Origin of the sequence: Microcoleus sp. K1-B1 (genome assembly GCF_036704705.1) — a bacterium.
In the GTDB taxonomy this organism is placed as follows: Bacteria; Cyanobacteriota; Cyanobacteriia; order Cyanobacteriales; family Microcoleaceae; genus Microcoleus.
This window is the reverse complement of the sequence record NZ_JAUBSH010000002.1, coordinates 67,034-88,710: the sequence shown is the minus strand read 5'-3', so window position 1 is coordinate 88,710 and position 21,677 is coordinate 67,034. Positions and strand designations below refer to the sequence as shown.

General features: G+C 47.0%; 7 protein-coding genes. All 7 read right to left on the bottom strand.

Annotated elements, in window-relative coordinates; all coding sequences use genetic code 11:
- Positions 1–9 precede the first annotated feature (9 nt).
- The 7 genes from QUA83_RS00935 to QUA83_RS00905 all read right to left on the bottom strand — a co-directional run bounded on the left by QUA83_RS00935 (position 10) and on the right by QUA83_RS00905 (position 21,677).
- On the bottom strand, positions 10–4,350 hold the full coding sequence (locus QUA83_RS00935; RefSeq protein ID WP_333290924.1) for an amino acid adenylation domain-containing protein: 4,341 nt from the start codon (positions 4,348–4,350) through the stop codon (positions 10–12).
- Positions 4,351–4,649: 299 nt separating this feature from the next.
- The gene (locus QUA83_RS00930) at positions 4,650–10,406 is read right to left on the bottom strand and encodes an amino acid adenylation domain-containing protein (protein WP_333290923.1); all 5,757 of its coding nucleotides are present in this window, start codon (positions 10,404–10,406) and stop codon (positions 4,650–4,652) included.
- Positions 10,403–13,642, bottom strand: coding sequence for an amino acid adenylation domain-containing protein (locus QUA83_RS00925; protein ID WP_333290922.1), 3,240 nt, complete (start codon positions 13,640–13,642; stop codon positions 10,403–10,405). Before QUA83_RS00925 ends, QUA83_RS00930 begins: the two co-directional genes overlap by 4 nt.
- A 22-nt stretch (positions 13,643–13,664) precedes the next feature.
- On the bottom strand, positions 13,665–14,714 hold the full coding sequence (locus tag QUA83_RS00920) for a TauD/TfdA family dioxygenase (RefSeq protein WP_333290921.1): 1,050 nt from the start codon (positions 14,712–14,714) through the stop codon (positions 13,665–13,667).
- A 260-nt stretch (positions 14,715–14,974) separates the two neighbouring features.
- Positions 14,975–16,525 (bottom strand): condensation domain-containing protein, encoded by a 1,551-nt coding sequence (locus tag QUA83_RS00915; protein ID WP_333290920.1) that lies wholly within the window; start codon positions 16,523–16,525, stop codon positions 14,975–14,977.
- Entirely contained in the window at positions 16,512–18,200 is a 1,689-nt protein-coding gene (panP, locus tag QUA83_RS00910; RefSeq protein ID WP_333290919.1) for a pyridoxal-dependent aspartate 1-decarboxylase PanP, read from the bottom strand. The genes QUA83_RS00915 and panP overlap by 14 nt, the downstream gene beginning before the upstream one ends.
- A gap of 204 nt (positions 18,201–18,404) precedes the next feature.
- Positions 18,405–21,677, bottom strand: coding sequence for an amino acid adenylation domain-containing protein (locus tag QUA83_RS00905; RefSeq protein WP_333290918.1), 3,273 nt, complete (start codon positions 21,675–21,677; stop codon positions 18,405–18,407).

Sequence of the window (21,677 nt, the reverse complement as noted above, 5' to 3'; positions counted from 1 at the left end):
TCTACATTTTTAGACCAGATGTTTGGGAGCCTCTATTAACTGGCGATCGACGAGATAGGAAAAATAAGTCCGAAACAAACTCGCATCCGCTTGCGGGCAGATAATGTCCGTTCCAGAAAGTCCCTTCAACGCATTCTGGCAATCGAATTGAAGCGTGGCAGATTGAGGCATTTCTGCGTCCGAAACTTTTTCGGAAAAAAGACCGACAAGCGGATACAACGCATTTTCAGGAGAATATCCAGCGCGATTGATTATTTCTGCTTGCCAAGCCTCAGAAGAAACTCGTTTGATTGGATAACCCATTGAGCAAATCCAGCCAAGCAATTCACTCATCTGAAAAGACTGAGGGTTGACTAAATGAAAAGTCTTTCCGAGCAATTCTTTTTGCCTCGAAAGATGAACGATCGCTCGGCTCACATAGTCAACAGGCGCTACATTCATCAGCTTATCACCATCGGGCGCACATCCAAGTTGCACGCAACCAGCGATTAACCTGTACAGTAAATCGCTGGGATTGCAGGCCCCTGTTTTGCTGTCCCCAGAAATGCGACCTGGCCTGTAAATGCTAACAGGAATTCCGCGATCGCGCGCGACCTCTACTAACTTTTCTGCCACCCATTTAGTCTGAGTGTAAGCGCCTTTTAGACCCTCTCCCGGAGTGAGTTCGTCATCCTCTCGCACCACCTTAATCCCAGATTCTCCAATTGCCGAGAAAACGGAAATCGTAGAAATTAAATGCACTGGTTTTAGCTTACTTTGACTCGCCAATCTCAGAACTTCCTGCGTCCCCAAAATGTTAGCGGGTTTGAGAACCGAGTAGGGATAAGTAAACTTGACAAACGCGCCATTGTGGTAAATGACATCAATTTTACTGCCTAAAACTCGGAACTGATCCTCGGAAAGCCCCAAAAGTGGTTGAGACAAATCTCCAGTAATTGGGATAATGCGATCGCTGCTGCTTTCATCCCAAATTAAATAGGATTCGAGGCTGCTTTGAATCCGCTTTTTGCCTGATTCTCCATCGGCAGAACGGACTAGGCAATAAATTTCTGCTTGAGTTTGTTGCAAGAGGTCGCGGAGTAAAAAGGCTCCCAAAAAGCCCGTCGCCCCTGTTAAGAGAATGCAAGCTGGTTCAGTTTTTGGCTCGCTCAATGGAGTTGCAGGGCGAATTGCCGGATCTAAAACAACTTCAGCGTTAATATCGAAACTTGCAGTGCGATCGCCCGCCGAATCCGCCCCATGCTTCACCTCAATATTCTTTGCTAAAGCAGCGATGGTAGGCGCTTCAAAGAAACGGCGCAAGGGCAATTCCTTTTGGAAAGAATCTCTTACCTTTGCTAGCAACTGAGTAATCAGTAATGAATGTCCGCCCAAATCAAAGAAACTGTCATAAATTCCCACTTTTTCCAACCCTAGGAGCTGGGCCCAAATCTCAGCCAGCATTTTCTCAATGGGAGTGCTAGGAGCGACAAAAGTATCTGCTAAATCGGCTCTCGTTGCCTCCGGCGCTGGCAGCGCCCGCCGGTCTATTTTGCCATTAGCCGTGAGGGGCAATGCTTTCAGTACGACAAAAGCAGAAGGAACCATGTAGTCGGGCAGTTTTTCTTTTAAAAATGACCGCAGCTCGTTAATAGCGATCGCTGATTCCCTCGCGGGTACAACATAGGCCACTAAGCGCTGATTCCCCGGTTCATTTTCCAGTAGCAAAACTACTGCTTCGCGCACAGCGGAATGTTGAGATAGCGCTGCTTCTATTTCCCCCAATTCAATGCGGAACCCTCGCAGTTTAACTTGGCTGTCGATCCGCCCTAAAAACTCAATATTTCCGTCCGGCAAATACCGAGCCAAATCTCCGGTTTTATACAGACGCGCTCCTGGTTCGGCGTCGAAGGGGTTGAGGATGAATTTTTCTTCTGTTAAGTGGGGTTGGTTTAGATAGCCGCGAGCTAAAGAAAGACCGCCGATGTATAACTCGCCGGACATGCCAATGGCAACTGGCTGCAAGTGCGAATCAAGTAAATAAATCTGCGCGTTATTGATAGGGCGACCGAGAGGAACTGTCTCAGAAATGCAATTTTCTCGGTCTTCGATCGGATAAGCCAGCACGCCTACGGTTGCTTCTGTTGGCCCGTAATGGTTGAATACTGAACAGTCTGGGGCGTATTTCTGAATAGTTTCGAGCAAATTCCAACTTAAGGCTTCGCCGCCAAGGATTAATCGCTTTTTCGGCAAAACCTGCGCCGGATCGGAAGCAGTTAATAAAGCTTTTAGATGGGAGGGAACGATTTTGAGACAGTCAATGGAATGCTGCTGAAAGTAAGCAGCGATCGCCTCTGGATCGGTGGCGCGTTCCTGGGAAATTATGTGAAGGCTTCCTCCCGTACATAAAGCTGGAAAAATTACTGTATTTCCTAAGTCGGCTGCCAAGGTAGAAACGGTTGCGAAACTGGCACCTGATGGCAGGTTTAGCCGTTCCTGAATGCTGTAGAGGTAATTGACGAGCGATCGGTGTTCAATTGCCACTCCCTTTGGCGTGCCAGTGGAACCGGAAGTGTAAATGACATAAGCTAAATTTTCAGGAGAGAGAGGTGGAGAGGGAGAGGGGGAGACAGAGGGAATTTCTGCGTCTAAGCAAAGGATTTTTGCCTGAGTTTTGGGCAAGTTTTCGATTAGCTGTTGTTGCGTTAATAGCACTGCCACTCCTGCATCCTGCAACATCAAGGCGAGGCGCTCTTTTGGCATGGCCGGATCGAGTGCCAAGTACGCGCCGCCTGCTTTGAGAATGCCGAGCAGTCCGGCGATCGCATCCACAGATCGCTCTGCACAAATTCCCACTAATCCTTCGGATTTAACTCCTAATTGTTGTAGGTAATGAGCGATTTGGTTGGCGCGGTCGTTGAGTTCCCGGTAAGTGAGTTGCTGATTTTCACAGACAACCGCAAGGCGATCTGGTACGCGCTCCACTTGTTGCTCAAATAGCTGGTGAATGCACTTGTCTTTTGGGTAATCTTTCTGTGTTTTGTTGAACTCAAATAAGACTTGGTGGCGGGCGATCTCGCTCAGAATTTCCAACTCGCCGAGAGCGGTTTCTGGGTGATTAGCTGCACTTTTTATTAAGGTGTAGAATTGCTCTGCTAAACATTGGATCGCTGGTTCCCCTATCAAGGTTGGATCGTAGTGAAACTCAGCGATGAGAGCATCCTCTCGGCGCGCGCAGGAGAGTTTAACTTTGAAGCGATCGCCGCAGACATATTGCTGGTAAATTGAAAAATCTACGCCAGCCGCCGCATACTTTTCTAGTTGTTCCTCAAACTCAAAACAAAATGGAAATCCAGGCGACCCGTTTATATCTTCCCGGTTGAAATATTCCTGCCATTTATAAGCCTCGCTTTGGGATTGCTGGATTTCCTGCCATAATTCCTGAAAGGTAAAATTTTCTTGCAGTTGGCTGCGAAGCGGTAAAAACTTGGCAAATAGACCGAGTGCTGGCTCTAATTCTTCATATTTGCGATTGTCGAAGGCGGTGCCAATAATGATTTCTGCCTTTCCCAACCGCCGCCAGAGCAAGGTTTTCCAGCAAGCTAGAAAGAAAGCAGATATTGAGGTCTTGTAGCGGCGGGCGATCGCTTCTATTTCTTCTAGTAAACTCAGTTCTATTTTAACCTCAAAAAATTTCGGTTCAAATGGATCGGACGCGCTGCTATTTTTATTTTCAAAAGGCAATTTTAAACTCGCTAGGGCCGAGTAATCTCGATCGGTCCAATATTTTTTGCCCTCTGCCGCCTCTTCATCCTCAATCAATTCATTCTGCCATTCCGAATATTGGACATATTGCACCACTTCGTCGGCCAGTTCCTCACCTTGCAAGCACGCTGCATAACACTGGCTAATTTCTCGAATTAGATTTTTGATGGTGCGGGAATCGGCGCACAGGGAAGGCAAGCTGACAAGCAAAATGTGCCTGTTTGCTGATAGAGAAATTAAGGATAAGCGCCAAATTGGATTTTGCTCAAAGTTGAAATCTGACCGCTTTTCGTTTTGAAAAATTTCATGGAGTTTAGCCGCTTGTTCTGGCGGGGTCAAGCATTCGAGATTAACACTCTGCCAGGAAATTAAACTGCGATCGCCGATGACTTGAATCGGAAATTTAATCCCAGAACGTCGCTGAAAGCTCGTCCGCAGAATTTCGTGGCGATCGCTGACTTTTTGCAGCGCTTTTTTTAAGGCATTTGCTTGGAGATTGCCCTCGATTAAAATCGCACATTGAGCGCGATAAGCGGGACTATCTTGTTGCAACAGCCACAGATATTTTTGTTGAGGAGAAAGCCGAAATCCATTAATGGTTTGCATTGGTTATATTGCTTTATGTTTTAGGATCGCCAGGGACTTAAGTCCAAAGCTTATAGCTCAAGTCTGTTAAAACTCAGATCTTGTACCATTGTCAAGAACAGGCTTTTCGGCCTGTTCCACAATAAAATTTTTCTCTTGTGGAACAGGCCGAAAAGCCTGTTCCTAAACAAGTAATTGAGAATGGTGCAACATCTCATTTAAAACAGACTATGGGGAAGGCGTTGAAGTGGCGGCTACTGGCAATTATAAATTCATACCAGAGTCAGATTTAGCCGAATTTTCGAGAGAAAAATCAGCTTTTAAATCTCTGCTTCACGGATCATTTCGCCCATCGCTACCACAATTTTGCGCGACCCGACAAATGGATTGCGGCTGTGAGCTGCCAACATATTATCTAACATTAATATGTCGCCAGCTTCCCAAGGAAAACTAACGGTTGCCTGCTGATAGACTGCCTGAATTTCTCCGATTACCGAGTCTTCAATAGGAGTGCCGTCGCCGTAATAGACATTGCGGGGGAGGTTCTCTTCTCCAAAAACAGAGAGCAAGGAAGCGCGGGTTGCCGCATCTAAGCAGGAAATGTGGTGCAAGGGAAGTTGATTGAAAAATACCATCTCTTTGGTTTTTGGGTGCTTGGCAATTGCGGGGCGAATTTTGCGGGTTCTCAAATTATTTCCTGCTTTCCACTCAAATTCCATCCCAGCTTGCCGACAGTATTCCTCAACCAGGGATTTGTCTTCTGTTTGGAAAAAATCTTTCCAGCTTACATCCAGTCCGTCTGTGTAGTTGCGGACGTACATAATTTGCTTTTGGGCAAATTTTTCTCTGAGTTTCGGGTCTAGCAACTGGTAAATTTTACGGCAGTCAACAATCGGCGTTTCTCCGCCTTGTTGCGCTGGCTGAACGCAGAAAAACCAGATTTTCATCGGCCAGCGGTGCAGGTGCGAACTCTCGCTGTGAAATAAGATAGCTTTATCTGCTGGGTAAGGAGTTGAACCGTAAACTTTTCCGCTAACTCCTTCGCGTGGCAAATCCCCGTACTCCCCAAATAATTCCGAACAAATTGAGAGTGCAAACTGCTCGAATGCGGAAACCACAGGGCCGATGAACCCTCGAAAAAGAATCCCTCCATGCTGCAGCAATTTTGCCTCTATAAATTCGCGGTTATTTTTCGCCCAGTCTGCGAGATCGACATCGGCTACTGCGGGTTTTGCCACTAAAGGAAAGAGTTCGTCGGGCTGCAGGTACTCGGTTTTTATCAATTCGCCTTGCGGTAATGCCACTGGCTTCGGCTTGACGCTTTTGAACTTACTAAAATTGCTTTTTTCACGCTTTAATTCTTGCATGGCTTGTTTCTGCTTCTGGGCTTCTGTGAGAATTTCTAAAGTGTTCAAACGACTGTCAGGCTGCGCCACAATGCTGCCGAGGAGGGTTTCAAAGCGATTTGACATTTGAGCGATCGTCTCTCTGTCAAATAGGTCGGAATTATACTTCCAACTGCCGACAATTCCTGTCTCTGTTTCCGACACAAATAGCGCCAAATCAAATTTAGCCGTGCCGCTATCAATTTCAACCGGGATTAAAGTTAAACCCGCCATTTCTAAATTCGGCATAGGCGCATTTTGCATGACGAATAAAACTTGAAAGAGCGGTGTTTGGCTCAGAATGCGATCGGGACGCAGTTCTTCTACCAGTTTGTCGAAGGGCAAATCTTGGTGAGTGTAAGCTTTTAATGTCACCTCGCGGACTCGATCGAGCAATTGACGGAATGTAGGATTGCCGCGCATATCGGTTCGCAAGACGAGGATATTGACAAAGAAACCAATTAAAGCTTCAGTCTCAACTTGTGTGCGGTTTGCCAGGTCAGTACCGACGACAATATCTTCTTGATTTGTGTAGCGATAAAGCAGCGTTTGAAGTGCTGCCAACAAGGTCATAAATAAGGTGACATTTTGTTGCCTACTGAGTGCGTTTAGGGCTTCTGAAACTTGCCGATCGAGCTGGAAATTTTGAATTTCAGCTCGATCGCTAGAAACAGCAGAACGCGGTTGTTTTGCTGGCAATTGCAGCGGGGGCAAAATTTGACCCAACTGCTGCTTCCAGTCAGCGAGTTTTGCTTCCAGAACTTCGCCATGCAGCCAGTTTATTTGCCAAACAGCATAGTCTGCGTACTGTACAGAAAGTTCGGGTAGGGGAGAAGGTTTGCCACTGCTGAAAGCTTCATAAAGCGCCGCCACTTCCCGCACAAGTACCCCCATCGACCAGCCATCAGCTACGATGTGGTGTACTGTCACTAACAGCAGGTATTCTGTCTCGTCAAGATGTAACAATGTGACGCGCAGTAACGGCCATTTTGTTAGGTCAAAAGGCTGTCGCGCTTCTTCAGCGGCAAGTCGCATTGCCTCGGCTTCTCGTTCAGCTTGCGATAACTCTCTTAAGTTTACGATCGGCAATGTGAATTTAAAAGATGAAATAATAACCTGAGCGGGTCGTCCTTCCACCGAATTAAAAGTTGTCCGCAATGCTTCGTGTCGCTTGATAATCTCCTGAAAAGTTTGCTCTAGAACGGCTACATTGAGCGCCCCCTTCAAGCGCACGGCTGCTGGGATATTATAGGCAGGATTCCCCGGCTGCAATTGGTCGAGAAACCACAGTCTTTGTTGTGCAAAAGAAAGGGGTAATTCTTCCTGCCTTGACGCCCGCTTGATGGGGGGTGCTTTCAGTTTTTGCTCGGCGCGATATTGCAAGAGGCTTTCGGTGAAAGTTGCGACGGTAGGCGATTCAAAAAGAGAGCGCAAGGGTACTTCAACTTGAAAAGCTTCTCGCAGGCGAGAAATCGCCTGAGTAGCCAGCAATGAATGCCCTCCCAATTCAAAGAAGTTATCGTGAATTCCCACTCGCTCTAAACCGAGAACTTCAGCCCAAATTTCTGCTATTAATTGCTCGTCGGGAGTTCGAGGCTCGGCATAATTGCTCTCGAATTCCGCTGTGTTTGTGTCAGGTGCTCTTAGCGATCGCCGATCAATTTTTCCGTTAGGCGTTAAAGGCATTGCTTCCAGCAGCACAAACGCTGACGGCATCATGTACTGCGGCAGTTTTTGTTTGAGAAAGACGCGCAAGTGATTAATAAATTCTGAATGCGTAGGATCGGTGTCCCCGTGTCCGCCCCGGAGTTCTGAGTTAGCAACGATATAAGCTACTAAACGCTTGTCGCCCGGATTGTCCTCTCGAACCAGTGCGATCGCTTCTCGCACGGCTGGGTATTGGCTGAGTACCGCTTCAATTTCGCCTAATTCGATGCGAAATCCGCGAACTTTCACCTGGTGGTCGCTGCGCCCCATAAATTCAATGTTTCCATCTGGGAGATAGCGAGCCAAGTCTCCGGTTTTATAGAGGCGTTCTGAAAGAATAAACGATGAAGAATTAAGGATGAATGAAGCATGAATTGGGTCTTCTACAAAGGGGTTAGGAATAAACTTCTCTGCGGTCAGTTCCGGTCGGTTTAGGTAGCCTCTAGATAAGCCGGCACCGCCGATGTGCAGTTCGCCAAATACGCCAACGGGAACCGGCATTAAATAGCGGTCTAATATGAAAATTTGAGTGTTAGCGATCGGGCGACCGATGGAAACTGATTCATCTTTGCGATCGACCTGATAGAGAGTAGACCAGATCGTGGTTTCTGTAGGGCCGTATAAATTCCATACAGAAGCGCCGCGCAAAAGCAACTGATTGGCGAGGTGTCGGGGTAAAGCTTCTCCCCCGCACAGTATTTTTAATTGATTGTTTCCCTGCCATCCTGCTGCTAAAAGCATTTTCCAACTGGCTGGAGTAGCTTGCATAATGGTTGCGCCAGAATTTGTTAATGTTTCTAAAAGCTTTTCGCCGTTAGATGCCACTTCTCGGCTGGCTACAACAACGCGAGAACCTGTTGTAATAGGCAGGAACAGTTCCAGCGCTGCAATGTCAAAAGATAAGGATGTTACTGCTAGCCAAACATCGCCGTCTGCGATCGCCAGTTGTTGGCGCATAGAACTCAAGAAGTTAACGACAGAGGCGTGGGAAATTTGCACTCCTTTGGGTTTACCTGTTGAGCCTGAAGTATAGATGACATAGGCTAAACTGGACGAATTTTGTAAACCCACGACTGGCTCGTCGCAGCTCGATATGCCTTCCCTATCTGCATCCAGAAACACGAGGGAGGCGCTATTTTTGGGTAGGGTTTCTAATAGCTTTTTCTGAGTGAGTAACACTGAAATTTTCGCGTCTTCCAGCATGAATCCTAGGCGCTCTGGTGGATACGCTGGATCGAGGGGAACATAAGCGCCACCAGCCTTGAGAATGCCGAGAAACCCTACCATCATTTCTAGGGAGCGATCGACATAAATTCCCACCAAAACTTCTGGGTTAACACCGATTTTTTGCAAGTAACTTGCGAGGTTATTTGCTTTTTTGTTCAGTTCCCGGTAAGTCAGATATTCATTTTTAAAGACGACAGCGATCGCATCGGGCGTCCGCTCTGCCTGCGCTTCAAATAGTTCATGTATGCACTTATCTTGCGGAAAACTCGATTGAGTATTGTTCCACTCAAACAGCAGTTGCTGCTGTTCAGGTTTCGTCAATATTTGCAAATTTGAAATGCGCTGTTCGGGATTGGCAGCTATACTTTCTAGTAAGGTTAGAAAATGTCCGGCTATCCGTCGTGCAGTGCTAGCGTCAAACAAATCTTCGCTATACTCAAGCGTTCCATTAATACCCTCTAATCCTTCCTCCAGGTCAAGCGCTAAATCTAATCTCGCCGTTTTCTGTTCTATTTCCAAACTGCTCAACGTCACTCCTGGCAATTTTATCTGCGGCGTCCGAACATTTCGCAGAGAAAACAACACCTGAAATAGCGGATTATGACTTAAATCTCGTTCGGGCTGTAGGATTTCTACCAGTTTCTCGAAGGGCAAATCCTGGTGGTTATACGCGCCGAGAGCTACTTCTCGCACGCTCCCCAGTAACTCTTTAAAAGTCGGGTTGCTCGACAGATTGGTGCGGAAAACTAAGGTGTTAGCAAATAAGCCAATTACTTCCTCGATTTCGCGTCGGTTGCGGTTAGCAATGGGGGAGCCTACTAAAATATCTTCTTGCCCGGTGTAGCGATAGAGCAATGTCTTAAACGCTGCCAGTAGGGTCATAAATAAAGTAGCTTTTTCCCGCTGACTTAATTGGGCGATTTCCTCTGCGAGTGCCTTGGGAATGGTGAATTTATGCACCGCACCTCGGAAGGTTTGTACTGCTGAGCGGGGGCGATCGGTTGGCAAATTTAGTACCGGGAGATTGCCTCCAAGCTGTTTTTTCCAGTAAGCAAGCTGCGTCTCTAAAACTTCTCCCTGCAACCACTGGCGCTGCCAACTTGCAAAGTCTGCGTACTGTACCGACAGTTCGGGAAGGGGAGAAGGTTCGCCAGTGCAAAAAACTTGATAAAACGTGGCGAGTTCCTGGATGAATATTCCCATTGACCAGGCATCGGAAATGATGTGGTGCGTACTCAATAGCAGCACCCAGTTTGAATCGCTCAAGTGCAGCAATTGGGCACGCAATAAGGGTGCTTGTGACAGGTCGAAAGCTTGCTCAGCTTCTGCGGCGATTAACCGTTCAACTTCGCGAGATCGTTCAGTTTCAGGAAGACCTCGCAAATCTCTTTCTAAAATTTTCAATTCCAAATTTGAAGCGATCGCCTGAACGGGTTGCCCGTTTATTGTCTTAAAAGCCGTTCGCAAAACTTCATGACGCTTGACAAGTTCGTTGAGACTGCGATCGAGGGCGATCACGTCGAGTGTTCCCGTCAAACGCACGCCGGCGACGATGTGGTAGGTAAAGTTGCCTGGAGTTAGTTGCTCAAAAAACCACAACCGCTGTTGAGCAAACGACAGAGGAAAAGTGTTAGACTCTCGGCTTTGAGGCAGAATTTTTTGTAGCGAAACGTTTTCTTTTTTATGGTTGATCCGCTGCAACAGCAACTCGCGCTTTTGGGGAGAAAGAGCCGCGATGCGTTCGATTAAATCACTCATTTGCTGACTCCTTGTTGGGCGAGAATTTCCTGAATTTCTGCTTCTGACAGTTGATCGAGGTCTGCTAACACCCTCGCTAGCATTTCACTGTCTGTTTGTTCGGCTTGCTTTTGCGCGATCGCTACTGCAAAGTCGGCGACAGTGGCCGACTCAAATAAACGGTGCAAAGGCAACTCGACCTGAAATGCTTGGCGCACTCGGGAAATTACTTGAGTTGCTAATAGGGAATGCCCTCCTAATTCAAAAAAGTTGTCGTAAATGCCGACTTTTTCAATTTTGAGAACTTCTGCCCAGATAGCGGCTAAAACTTCCTCGATATTTGTGCGAGGCGCGACAAAGTTTCCTGTCAACTCTGGTCGCATTGCATCAGGTGCGGGCAGTGCTCGTCGGTCTACTTTTCCGTTAGAAGTTAAAGGAAAACTTTTGAGTATCACAAAAGCAGAAGGCACCATGTACTCCGGCAATTTTGACGTTAAAAAATTGCGAATTTCCTTGTGGGTAGGTGCTTGTTTCTGCTCGGAAATCAAATAAGCCACGAGGCGCTTTTGTGCCATCTCGTCTTCTGGCGCCACAACTACAGCCTGCGCGATATCTGGATGTTGCCCCAGCACCGCCTCAATTTCTCCCAATTCAATGCGGAAACCGCGAATTTTTACTTGGCCGTCAATTCGCCCAATAAATTCGATGTTTCCGTCTGGCAAATAGCGAGCCAAGTCGCCGGTTTTGTACAGTCGCGTCTTTGCTTGCGTGTCAAATGGATTGGGAATAAATTTTTCTGCGGTTAATTCAGGGCGGTTAAGATATCCGCGTGCCAAATTATCACCGCCGATGTACAGTTCACCAGGTACGCCTATCGGCACCGACTGCAAGTAAGAATCCAAGATATAAATCTGAGTGTTGGCAATCGGAACACCGAGTGGAACTGTGTCAAAATCGCACCCAATTTTATCAAATTCGACTTGATAAGTCAGGACACCTACAGTTGTTTCTGTTGGTCCGTAGTGATTGAATACTGAGCAACTGGGAGCAAGATTGCGAAGTGTTTTAATTAAGCTCCAGTTGGCAGATTCACCTCCTAAAATAAGCCGTTTACCAGGCAAAATTGACTGGGGTTGAGAGGAATTTAAAAGGGCGGCTAGGTGAGAGGGAACTATTTTGAGGCAGTCGATGGGATTGCGGCAGAAATATTCACCCAGTGCCTCTGGATCGGTGGCGCGTTCTTGGGAGATAATATGCAGGCAACCGCCGAAACAAAGGGCGGGGAAAATCGCTGTGTTTCCTAAGTCGGCGGCGAAGGTGGAAACGGTAGCAAAACTGGCATCGGCTGGTAGGTTTAATTTTTCCTGAATGCTGTGCAGGTAATTGAGCAGTTGCCGGTGCTCGATCGCGACTCCTTTGGGGATGCCAGTGGAACCGGAAGTATAGATGACGTAAGCTAAATTGTCAGAAGAGGCGCGATCGGTGTAAGATGCAGAAACAGTGGGAATGTCTGTATCGATGCAAACAATATTTGCCTGAGTTTTCGGCAAGCTTTCGATGAGCCGCTGTTGTACGAGCAAAACCTTCACCTGAGCGTCTTCTAGCATTAGCGCTTTGCGCTCTATTGGGGTCGTTGGATCGATGGGTAAATAGGCGCCACCGGCTTTGAGTACGCCCAGCATTCCTACGATTGTTTCTAAGGAGCGATCGAGGCAAATGCCAACAACGACCTCTGGCTCAACTCCCAAGTTTTGCAGGTGATGGGCGAGTTGATTGGCGCGATCGTTGAGTTCTCGGTAGGTGATTTTTTCACTTTCAAAGATGACGGCAATGTTGTCTGGGTTGCGTTCTGCTTGTTCTTCAAAAAGCTGATGAACGCATTTATTTTTCGGGTAATTTTTTTGAGTTTGGTTAAAGTCAATGAGAAATTGCAGCCGATCGCGATCGCTCAGTATATCTACCTGACTGATAGCGACTTCGGGATTTTTGACTATGCTTTCTAAGAGCGCCTGAAAGTGTTCTGACAAGCGCTTTATATCTGCCGCAGCAAATAAAGCGGAATCATAGTGAAATTCAGCGCTTATGGAATTGCACAGGCGAAGGCAGGAGAGCTTGAGTTTGAATGGCTCTAGGCAGGCATCTTGCCGAACAAGGGAAAATGAAACGCCTGAATTATCATAGTTCTTAGGCTCTCCTTGGAACTCAAAGCAGACGGGCCAAAAGCTGCTGCTTTTTTCGTTTTCTAAGATTTCTTCCCAGCTAAAATATTCTTGCCAGTTGTACATCTCGTTGAGATTAAGCTCAACTTGCTGCCTCACTTGTGAGAAATTTAACTCGTCTTGCACTGGGCATCGTAGGGGTAAGTATTTGCACAGCAGCCCCAGAGAGTGTTCTAATTCTTCATATTTTCTGCCGTCAATCGCTACGCCGATTATCGCGTTTGGCTCTCTGGTAAGCCGCCAAATGAGAATTTGCCAGCAAGTCAGCAGGAAGGCAGAAATATCGCTTTTGTGCTTTGGGGCGATCGCTTCCAGGCTGTTCAACAAATCACCACGAATTTCCACCCTTTCTACTAGCGGCTTAAATTCCGCTTCTGAATTCTTCTTTTCCCAAGGAAGCGTTAATAAATCCAAAGATTCAATGTTCAGCTTTCGCCAGTATTCTTTGCCGATTGCCATTTCTTCTGATTCGAGTAACTCATTTTGCCACTCAGCAATATCGGCATATTGCATTGACTCATCAGAGAACTCTTCCCCGCACGCGCAGGCTGAGTAGGAAAGACTGAGTTCGCGGGTAAAATTTTTCAGGGTGACGCTATCTGCAATTAAGGCAGAGAAGTTCGCCAGCAATAGGTGCTTGTTTTGCGCCAGAGTGACTAAAGAGAGATGCCAAAGTGGGCCGCGCTCAAAATCAAAAGGAAGCAGACTTAGTTGCTGAAAAAGCGCTGCGATTTTAGCTTCTTGTTCTTCTGGAGACAAACCCCTCAGATTGTGTTCCGAGATAGGAACTTCACCAGTGCTGGCGATCGCTTGCAGGGGCAGTGTCATCCCAGGCAAGCAGTGAAAGCTAGTACGCAGGATTTCGTGCCGATTTACGACATTTTGCAGCGCCTTTTTAAGCATCTCTTTGTCGAGATTTCCGGTAATTAAAATTGCACCTCGAACGCGATAAGTCTGTTGGCTTTTATTTTGCTGTAACCCCCACAGATGCCGTTGCTGTGGAGAGAGTCTAAACCCTTCGATTGTTTCGTTTTGCATTTCTAAAGTTCCTTTAATAAGCCTAAATATCTTGACAGCTAAACGCTTCTGCCATCCCGACAACAACCCGACGCGAACCAGAAAATGGGGTGCGTCCGTGCGCGGCTAGCATATTATCTAACAGCAAGACATCTCCTTCTTCCCAAGGGAAAACAATCGTTTCTTGCTGATAGCAGCGACGAATTTCGTCTAATATAAAATCTTCAATGGGCGAGCCATCGCCGTAATAAGCATTGCGGGGTAAATCTTCCTGCTTAAAAGAAGTTAAAAGCTGTTTGCGAACGGCGGGTTCGAGATGGGAAATGTGGAAGAGGTGAGCTTGATTAAACCACACCATTTCCTGCGTTTGTGGGTGCTGGGCGACAGCTTGACATATTTGCCGAGTTCTCAAGCGCTCGCCACCTTTCCATTCTAACTCAATTCCCGCTTTTTGGCAATACTCTTCTACCTCAATTTTGCTATCAGTATTGAAGACATTTTGCCAGGGTAAATCTACGCCACCGCCGTAATTTCGCACATACATAACCTTTTTTTGGGCAAACTTTTCTTTAATCTTTGAATCCAGGCTTTCAAACACTTTGCGGCTGTTAGCAATTGGAGTTTCTCCTCCCTGTTCGGCTTTCTTGACGCAGAAAAAAGCGATTTTCAGCGGCCAATTTCGAGAATAAGCCATTTCATTGTGCAGGGGGATGAATTGCTCGGCAGGATACTCGGTGGAAGTGTAAATATTTCCGCTTACCAGGCTGCGCGGAGTCGAGCGAAAAGAATATTCCAACAAGTCGCCAGCAAGAGTTTGAATAAACTGCTCGAAACCATTCACCCCGCCGACTTCAAAGCCTCGAAAAAGTATTCCTCCGTGCTTCCATAACTGCGTTTGAATTGATGAGCGATTGTTCTGTGCCCAACCTGCGAGATTTAATTTTTCTACTGTTGGCTGAACAACTAGAGGTAGAAGGTTTTCGGGCTGGAGGTAGGCGGTTTTGACTAATTCCTCTGAGGACAGGCTGACGGCTTTTCGCCTAGCCGATCCTAACTTTTGGGAATTGAGATTCTTTGTTTCTGTATTTGTCATAGTTTTTGCTTTGGTGAGGATTTTATCCCTTTTTCCCGTAGCACCGGCATAGTAAAATTCAGTCAACAGTCAACAATCACAGATGGTGCAACCGGAATCCATCTAATTCATCTGCGTTAATCTGTGTTAATCTGCCTGTATCTGCGGTCAAAAAAAGAGAACTTCTTCACCGCAGATGACAAGGGATTGACGCTGATTCACGCAGATGTCGAGAAGAGAGATAGGAATAATTCCGATGCTAACAGATTTGATATGAGCCATCATTTTAAACTTTTCATAACTTGGCGTTTAGCCATTTTTAATTTTTGAATTCCCGAAAGATGAATTTGTTTGTGCTGCTCGATTTGGTGCTGCTTTTCTGCTTCAGCAAGAATTTTTGCCAAGTCGTCGATCTTGATATCGGGCTGGATGACTACCTGGTTGAGGAGGGTTTGGAAACCTCTCACCATTCGGGCAATGGTCGCAGCCTCAAATAAGTCTGTTTTGTACTCAAATAAGCCTTGAATCCCTTCTGAAATCTCCCAGAGAGTGAGGCTTAAGTCGTGTCTCGACATACCGACATCGAATTCCAGAATGCTCAAGGTCAAACCAGCTAACTCCAGGGGTGGCATGGGTGCATTCTGGAGTACAAACCACACTTGAAACAGCGGGTTGTAGCTGAGATTTCGCTCCGGCTGCAATTCCTCCACAAGCTTTTCAAAAGGGACATCCGGGTGAGCGTAAGCTCCTAAAGCTGCCTCGCGTGTTCGATCGAGTAGTTCGCGGAAAGTTGGATTGCCTGCGGTGTCAATTCGCAGCACTAAAGTATTGACAAAAAATCCAATCAGTTGCTCTAATTCAATGCGGGTGCGATTGGCAATGGGAGAGCCAATAGCGAGGTTATCCTGCTGAATTTGGCAGGATAGCAAGGATTGAAATGCTGCCAACAACGTCATAAATAGGGTGACATCTTGTTGCTGGGCGAGCGTTTTCAGCCTTTGGGTTAAAAAAGCAGAAATCACAAAAGATTGCTGCGACCCTCGGAAAGTTTGCACGGGAAAGCGCGGCCTATCTGTTGGCAGCACAGCTAAACCGCCTCCCAATTGCTGTTTCCAATAAGCGAGCTGTTTTTCTAATTTCTCTCCGTGGAAATGCTGCCGCTGCCAACTGGCGAAGTCGGCATACTGTACGGCAAGTTCGGGCAGCCCAGAGGGTTTGTCAGTCGAAAAAGCTTCATAAAGTGCGGCTACTTCTCGCACCAACACGCCCATAGACCAACCATCAGAAATAATGTGGTGTATCGTCAGCAGCAACACATATTCTGCCGGACCAAGTTGCAGCAAAGTGCCCCGCAGTAAGGGCGATCGCGTTAAGTCAAAGGGGCGTTGGGTTTCTTCAAGAGTACGCTGCTCAATTTCAGCTTGCTGCTCCGTTTCTGGTAAATGTTGCAAGTTTACCACCGACAAAGCGAAATCCAAGGAAGGAGAAATCAGTTGAACAGGTTCCCCGTCTACTTCTCCAAAAGCAGTCCGTAAAACTTCGTGACGCCTGACAATCTCATTGAGTGTTTGTTGCAGTGCTGACAAATTCAATTGCCCTTGCAAACGCACAGCAGCAGGAAGGTTGTAGGCAGGGTTTTCGGGAGACAATCGATCGAGAAACCACAGCCGTTGCTGGGCAAAAGAAAGGGGAGCAGAATGTTGCTGCGATCGCCTGGGAATGCGCTTAGATTGCTCAGCTTGTACTGCCTCTTTGCCCAATGCTTTGAGGAGGAGCGCTCGCTTCTGGGGCGAGAGGTTTTTCAGTCGTTCTGAACGATTAGTAGACATCATAATTCACCTCCTCGCAGTGGTTGCTGTTTGTGATAGTTAAGGAAAGCTTTGCTGCTATTTTTAGCTGGTCGTTTAAAACAACATTGATATCTGCTTCAGTGGTGAGGGGGTTGGCAAGGACGACTCGAAAAGCAACAATGGGAATGGTTTTGCCATAACAGGTGGTTTGCAGGGTTGTTCGCGATACGAAGGTGTAACCGGCTCGCCGCTGGGCCTCCTGAAGGCGCTCGTTAAATTGATTGATGAAGTGGTTGTCTGCTTCGGTTAGTTGTTTTTTGGCTGCTTTTTCCCTGAAGGTTTCTGGAATGTAGCGGTATAAAAGAATATTAATTTCTGGTTCGAGCAGCAATTCAAATGCTGGATTTTCCCGAATTAAATTGGCCAAGTGCTGGGTTTTATGGATGCCTGCATCTATCAAAAACTCATAGCCTTGATGGCCGATGATATTCAACGCGGCTTGCAAGAACAAACTCGCACCTGGTCGAGAGCCTTCGAGAGAGCGCTTGCCTAGATCGATGGAGTCTTTTCGCACCGTGTAGGGCGCGTGTTTTTCAATAACTTTGGCGGTTTGGGGATTGCGGAATAAAACCAGACCGATTCCCATTGGCAAATACATTTGTTTGTGTCCATCTATGGTGACGGAATCTGCTAGTTCAATGCCTGCGAATTTGTGCCGGTGACGTTCGGAAAAAAGCACGGGGCCACCCCAAGCGGCATCGACGTGAAAGTGAGCGTTTGCTTCTTGCGCGATCGCGGCTATTTCTGGAAGCGGATCGATACTTCCCGAATCGGTGCTGCCTGCAATACCGATAATTGCCAGTATGTGCAGGTTGCGATCGCGACATTCGGCTACAGTTTGGCGCAGCGCTGCCAAATCCATGCGGTGATTGGAATCGGTGGGGACTTTTAGGAGATTGCGATCGCCAATGCCTAATAAACCAGCAGCCTTTTCAAAAGAATAGTGCATCAAATTGGAGCCGATTATCACCATTCCCTTGTAGCCGTAAAACTCTAAAGCTGCGTACAAGCCTTCTTTTTCAATGCCACTAAAGTTATTTTTTTGCCCTAAAGAAGCGTTGCGAGCGCACCACAAAGCTGTGATATTAGCTAGGGTGCCGCCCGTTACCATGATACCGAGCGTGCTCTCATTTTTTTGAATGTGCTGGTTATAAAAATCCTCAGAAAAATCGTAAATTAATCGGTGCATCATTGCCAAAGTCTGGCGCTCGCAGGGGCTTAAAACTTTGGCTGTTTCCATCTTGACTAAATTTTGATTCATCGCGGTTAACAGCTTCGCGATCGGGCGCACAAAATAGGGAAGTGCGCTCGTCATGTGACCGATATATCGGGGGGAAGAGGTGTGAATGGAATGGGCAACGAGGGTTTGGGCCAAATCATCGATATAATTCCCAACATCTGTAGGAAGGGCGGGAATTTTGTTTTCCGTAAACTCCTGAATAATTAACTCTAAGTCAATATCTGTACTAGCGGTTTTTGCGTACAAAAAGTCTTGAACTAGGGCCGAAATTCGCTCCTCCATTGCTTCTTCTGCCAAAAATGACTTTTCTGAGGCACTGAATAGCTCCATTAACTTTTCTTCAAGTGGGGTAACAGAGGCTTTTAATGGCTGCATTACATCTTGAGAATTTTTGGCTTTTACTGTTAGTTTATTCATGCGAATTTATCCTGTTATATCAAATCCGTTAGCATCGAAATTCTTCATCTCTCTCTTCCCTTTCTCTGTATCCTCTGTGTCCTCTGCGGTTTAATCATTCCGATACAACCGGAATGGATATTAAATGGGATTTTTAAATCTCCAATTCCCCACCGAACCCTTAAGGAGCAAAGGGCTTTTTGTGTTTTTTTAGCCACCCGATGTTTACTCAGTCAGCATCACAGTTTGTGCTGACTCTCCCTCACTATTTTCTAATAAATCGAGCAATTTATCTATCTGGTTAGAATCGGCGTTTGTCAGAATTTCTTCCTCGATTAGTTCAGCTAAATTCCGAATGGTGGGAGCGGCAAAAAAATCGCACATCGCTAACTCTACCCCAAAGCACGATCGCACTCGCGATATTAACTGTGTTGCCATCAGAGAGTGACCGCCTAGGTCAAAAAAGTTTTGGTTAATTCCTACTTTTTCTAGCCCTAAAATAGCAGTCCAAATCTCAGCAATTTTCTCCTCTGTAGGCGTTTGTGGCTCAGTGAAGGCTGTTTCATCAGAAACGTAATCGCACCTTTGAGATAAGGCGAGGCGGTCAATTTTTCCGTTGGGCGTTAGTGGCAGCGCTTCTAATAGCACAAAAGCTGAAGGCACCATGTAATCGGGCAGTTTGTGCTTCAAGAATGAGCGCAGTTCGGAAATAAGTTCTGGCTGCTGATTTCTGAACTCTGAGTTAGCAACTAGGTAAGCGACTAGGCGTTGACTGCCCGGTGCATTTTCCTGAAGCAAAACAGCAGCGGTGGATACAGAAGAATGTTGAGAAAGTGCTGCCTCTATTTCTCCGAGTTCGATGCGGAAACCGCGAATTTTTACTTGGCAATCGCCACGGCCCAGAAATTCTATATTACCATCCGGCAGGTAACAACCGATATCGCCTGTTTGGAACAAAACTTTTTGATGAGAATTACCGAGAAAATCTAATTTTTCTTGCCCAAACGGGTTAGAAATGAATTTCTCCGAGGTTAAGTCGGGGCGGTTTAAGTAGCCTTTTGCCAATCCATCGCCGCCGACGTAAATGTCGCCGGGAATTCCTATGGGAACGGGTTGCAAATTGCGATCGAGCAGATAAATTTGCGTGTTGGCGATCGGGCGACCGATTGGCACTTTTTCTACACAGTGAGTTGCATCGTACCACGTCACGTCTGCAGCTACTTCAGAAGAGCCATACAGATTGATTAATACCCGCTGGGGCATCTGCTCTCGAAATTGCTGGCCTAGTTCCACCGGGAGAGTTTCTCCGCTGCAAATCCAATACTTTAATTGAGGCAAACGCCTGTCTAAATCAGGGAAGGAATCTAAGATAGCGCGCAACAAAGAAGGAACCAGCACCAGTCGCGTTACATTTTGCTTGGATAAGGTTTGAAGGAATTGGTTAATATCTTTGACGGACCGATCGGGAACAATTACAGTTGGCAACCCATGCAGCAAAGGAGCAAAGATTTCCCAAACCGAATCGACAAAATTTAAGGACGTTTTTTGACAGAAAATATCTTCTTCGGTAAAAGGGTAGGGGTTCCAAAAACAGCGATTGACTGTGCCTCGGTGGGTGCCGAGTACGCCTTTGGGAGTGCCTGTGGAGCCGGAAGTGTAGAGGACGTAAGCGAGGCGATCGGCTTCCACTTTAACAGCGGGGTTGCGATCGCTCTCGCGGGAAATTTCCTGCCATTCGGCGTCGATACAGACGACTTTAGCGCTGTGTTCGGGGAGGGTTTCTAGGAGGTTTTTTTGAGTCAAAAGCACCGGAACTTTTGCATCGGCCAGCATGAAAGATCGGCGTTCTTGGGGATAAGCAGGATCGAGGGGAACGTAAGCGGCACCGACTTTTAAAATGCCCAAAATGGCCACCAGCATCGACAGCGATCGCTCTAAGCAAATTCCCACCAAAACTTCGGGCTTTACACCGAGAGATTGCAGGTAATGTGCGATTTGGTTGGCTTTGGCATTCAATTCGCGGTAAGTCAATTGTTCATTTTCGCAGATTACAGCCACTGCATCTGGGGTTCGCTCTGTTTGCGCTGCAAATAATTCGTGAATTGAGGAATTTTTGGGGTAATCCGCTTGGGTGTCGTTCCACTGGACAAGTAATTGCTGGCCTTCGGCGGCGCTCAATAGGGGCAATTCTGACAGTTTGCCCTCAGGATTGGCAGTCATTCCCTCCAGTAAAGTTTGCAGGTGTCCGAGCATCCGCGCGATCGCACTGTCCTCAAAGCAGCTACGATCGAAAATAATTTTCAGCGTCAATTCCGCACCCGGCATTGCCATCACCGTTAGAGGATAATTCGTTGTTTCCCTGGAGCGAATATTCTCTACTTTTAAGTTTTGAATCTTCTCCTGCAAAGAAGCATCCGAAGGATAATTTTCAAAAACGACTAAACTCTCAAATAGAGGCAAACTCCGAGGAACTTCGCTCCACCCCTGCACCTCAACGAGGGGGCTGTACTCATACTGCCGCGCCTCAACTTGTTGCGCTTGGAGTTCTTTCAAGCAGGATAAAACAAAATCCTGTGGGTCAATTTTTACGCGCACTGGCAGAGGATTTACGAACAGCCCCACTACCGATTCAGCACCCATTAACTCTGGCGGTCGCCCGGAGACAACCGTACCAAAAACCACATCTTCCTCGCCGCTGTATCGGCTCAAAAGTAGCGCCCAAGCTGCCTGTACGAGGGTATTTAATGTTAGCTGATGCTGCCGCGCGGCAGATTGCAGTGCGGCGGTGGCTGTTGCAGAAAATATCACCTGCTGTTCGCCACTACTTTCTAAACGGTTTCCCGCGAAAATATTGCCCCGGGCGATCGCAGTTGGAGCTGCAAAACCTTTGAGAGTTTGCCGCCAAAATGACTCAGCCGCAGATAAATCTTGCTGGTGCAGCCACGCGATGTAATCCCGATAAGGGCGAGGGCGTTTGAGGTGCAATTCCTCGCCCTGAGAGAAGGCTTGATAAAATGCAAAAACTTCCTCAAGAACGATCGCCAGCGACCACCCATCTAAAACTAAGTGGTGGTGGCTCAAAATAAACTGAAAAGTATCTGTTTCTAACTGCGCCAGTGCAATGCGAATTAAGGGAGCTGATGTCAAGTCAAAGCCCTGCTCTCGATCGGCTTTTAGGAACGTTTCTAGCTGCTGTTGTTGTGCGGAGGCCGAGAGCGATCGCCAGTCCATCTGCTGGCAAGATAATGCAGCCTGCTTACGCACCGCTTGCACGGGTTCCTTCAATTTTTCCCACAGGAAACAAGTCCGCAAAATGGGATGCCTGTCTACCACTTTTTGCCAACTATTTCTAAACGCAGAAACATTGAGATCGCCGCGCAAGACGCACAGCAGTTGCCCGAAATATACGCCCGATTCGGGCTGGTAAAGCGAATGAAAGAGAATGCCCTGCTGCGCTGGGGAGAGGGGATAAAAATCTTCGATATTGCCATTGCTCAT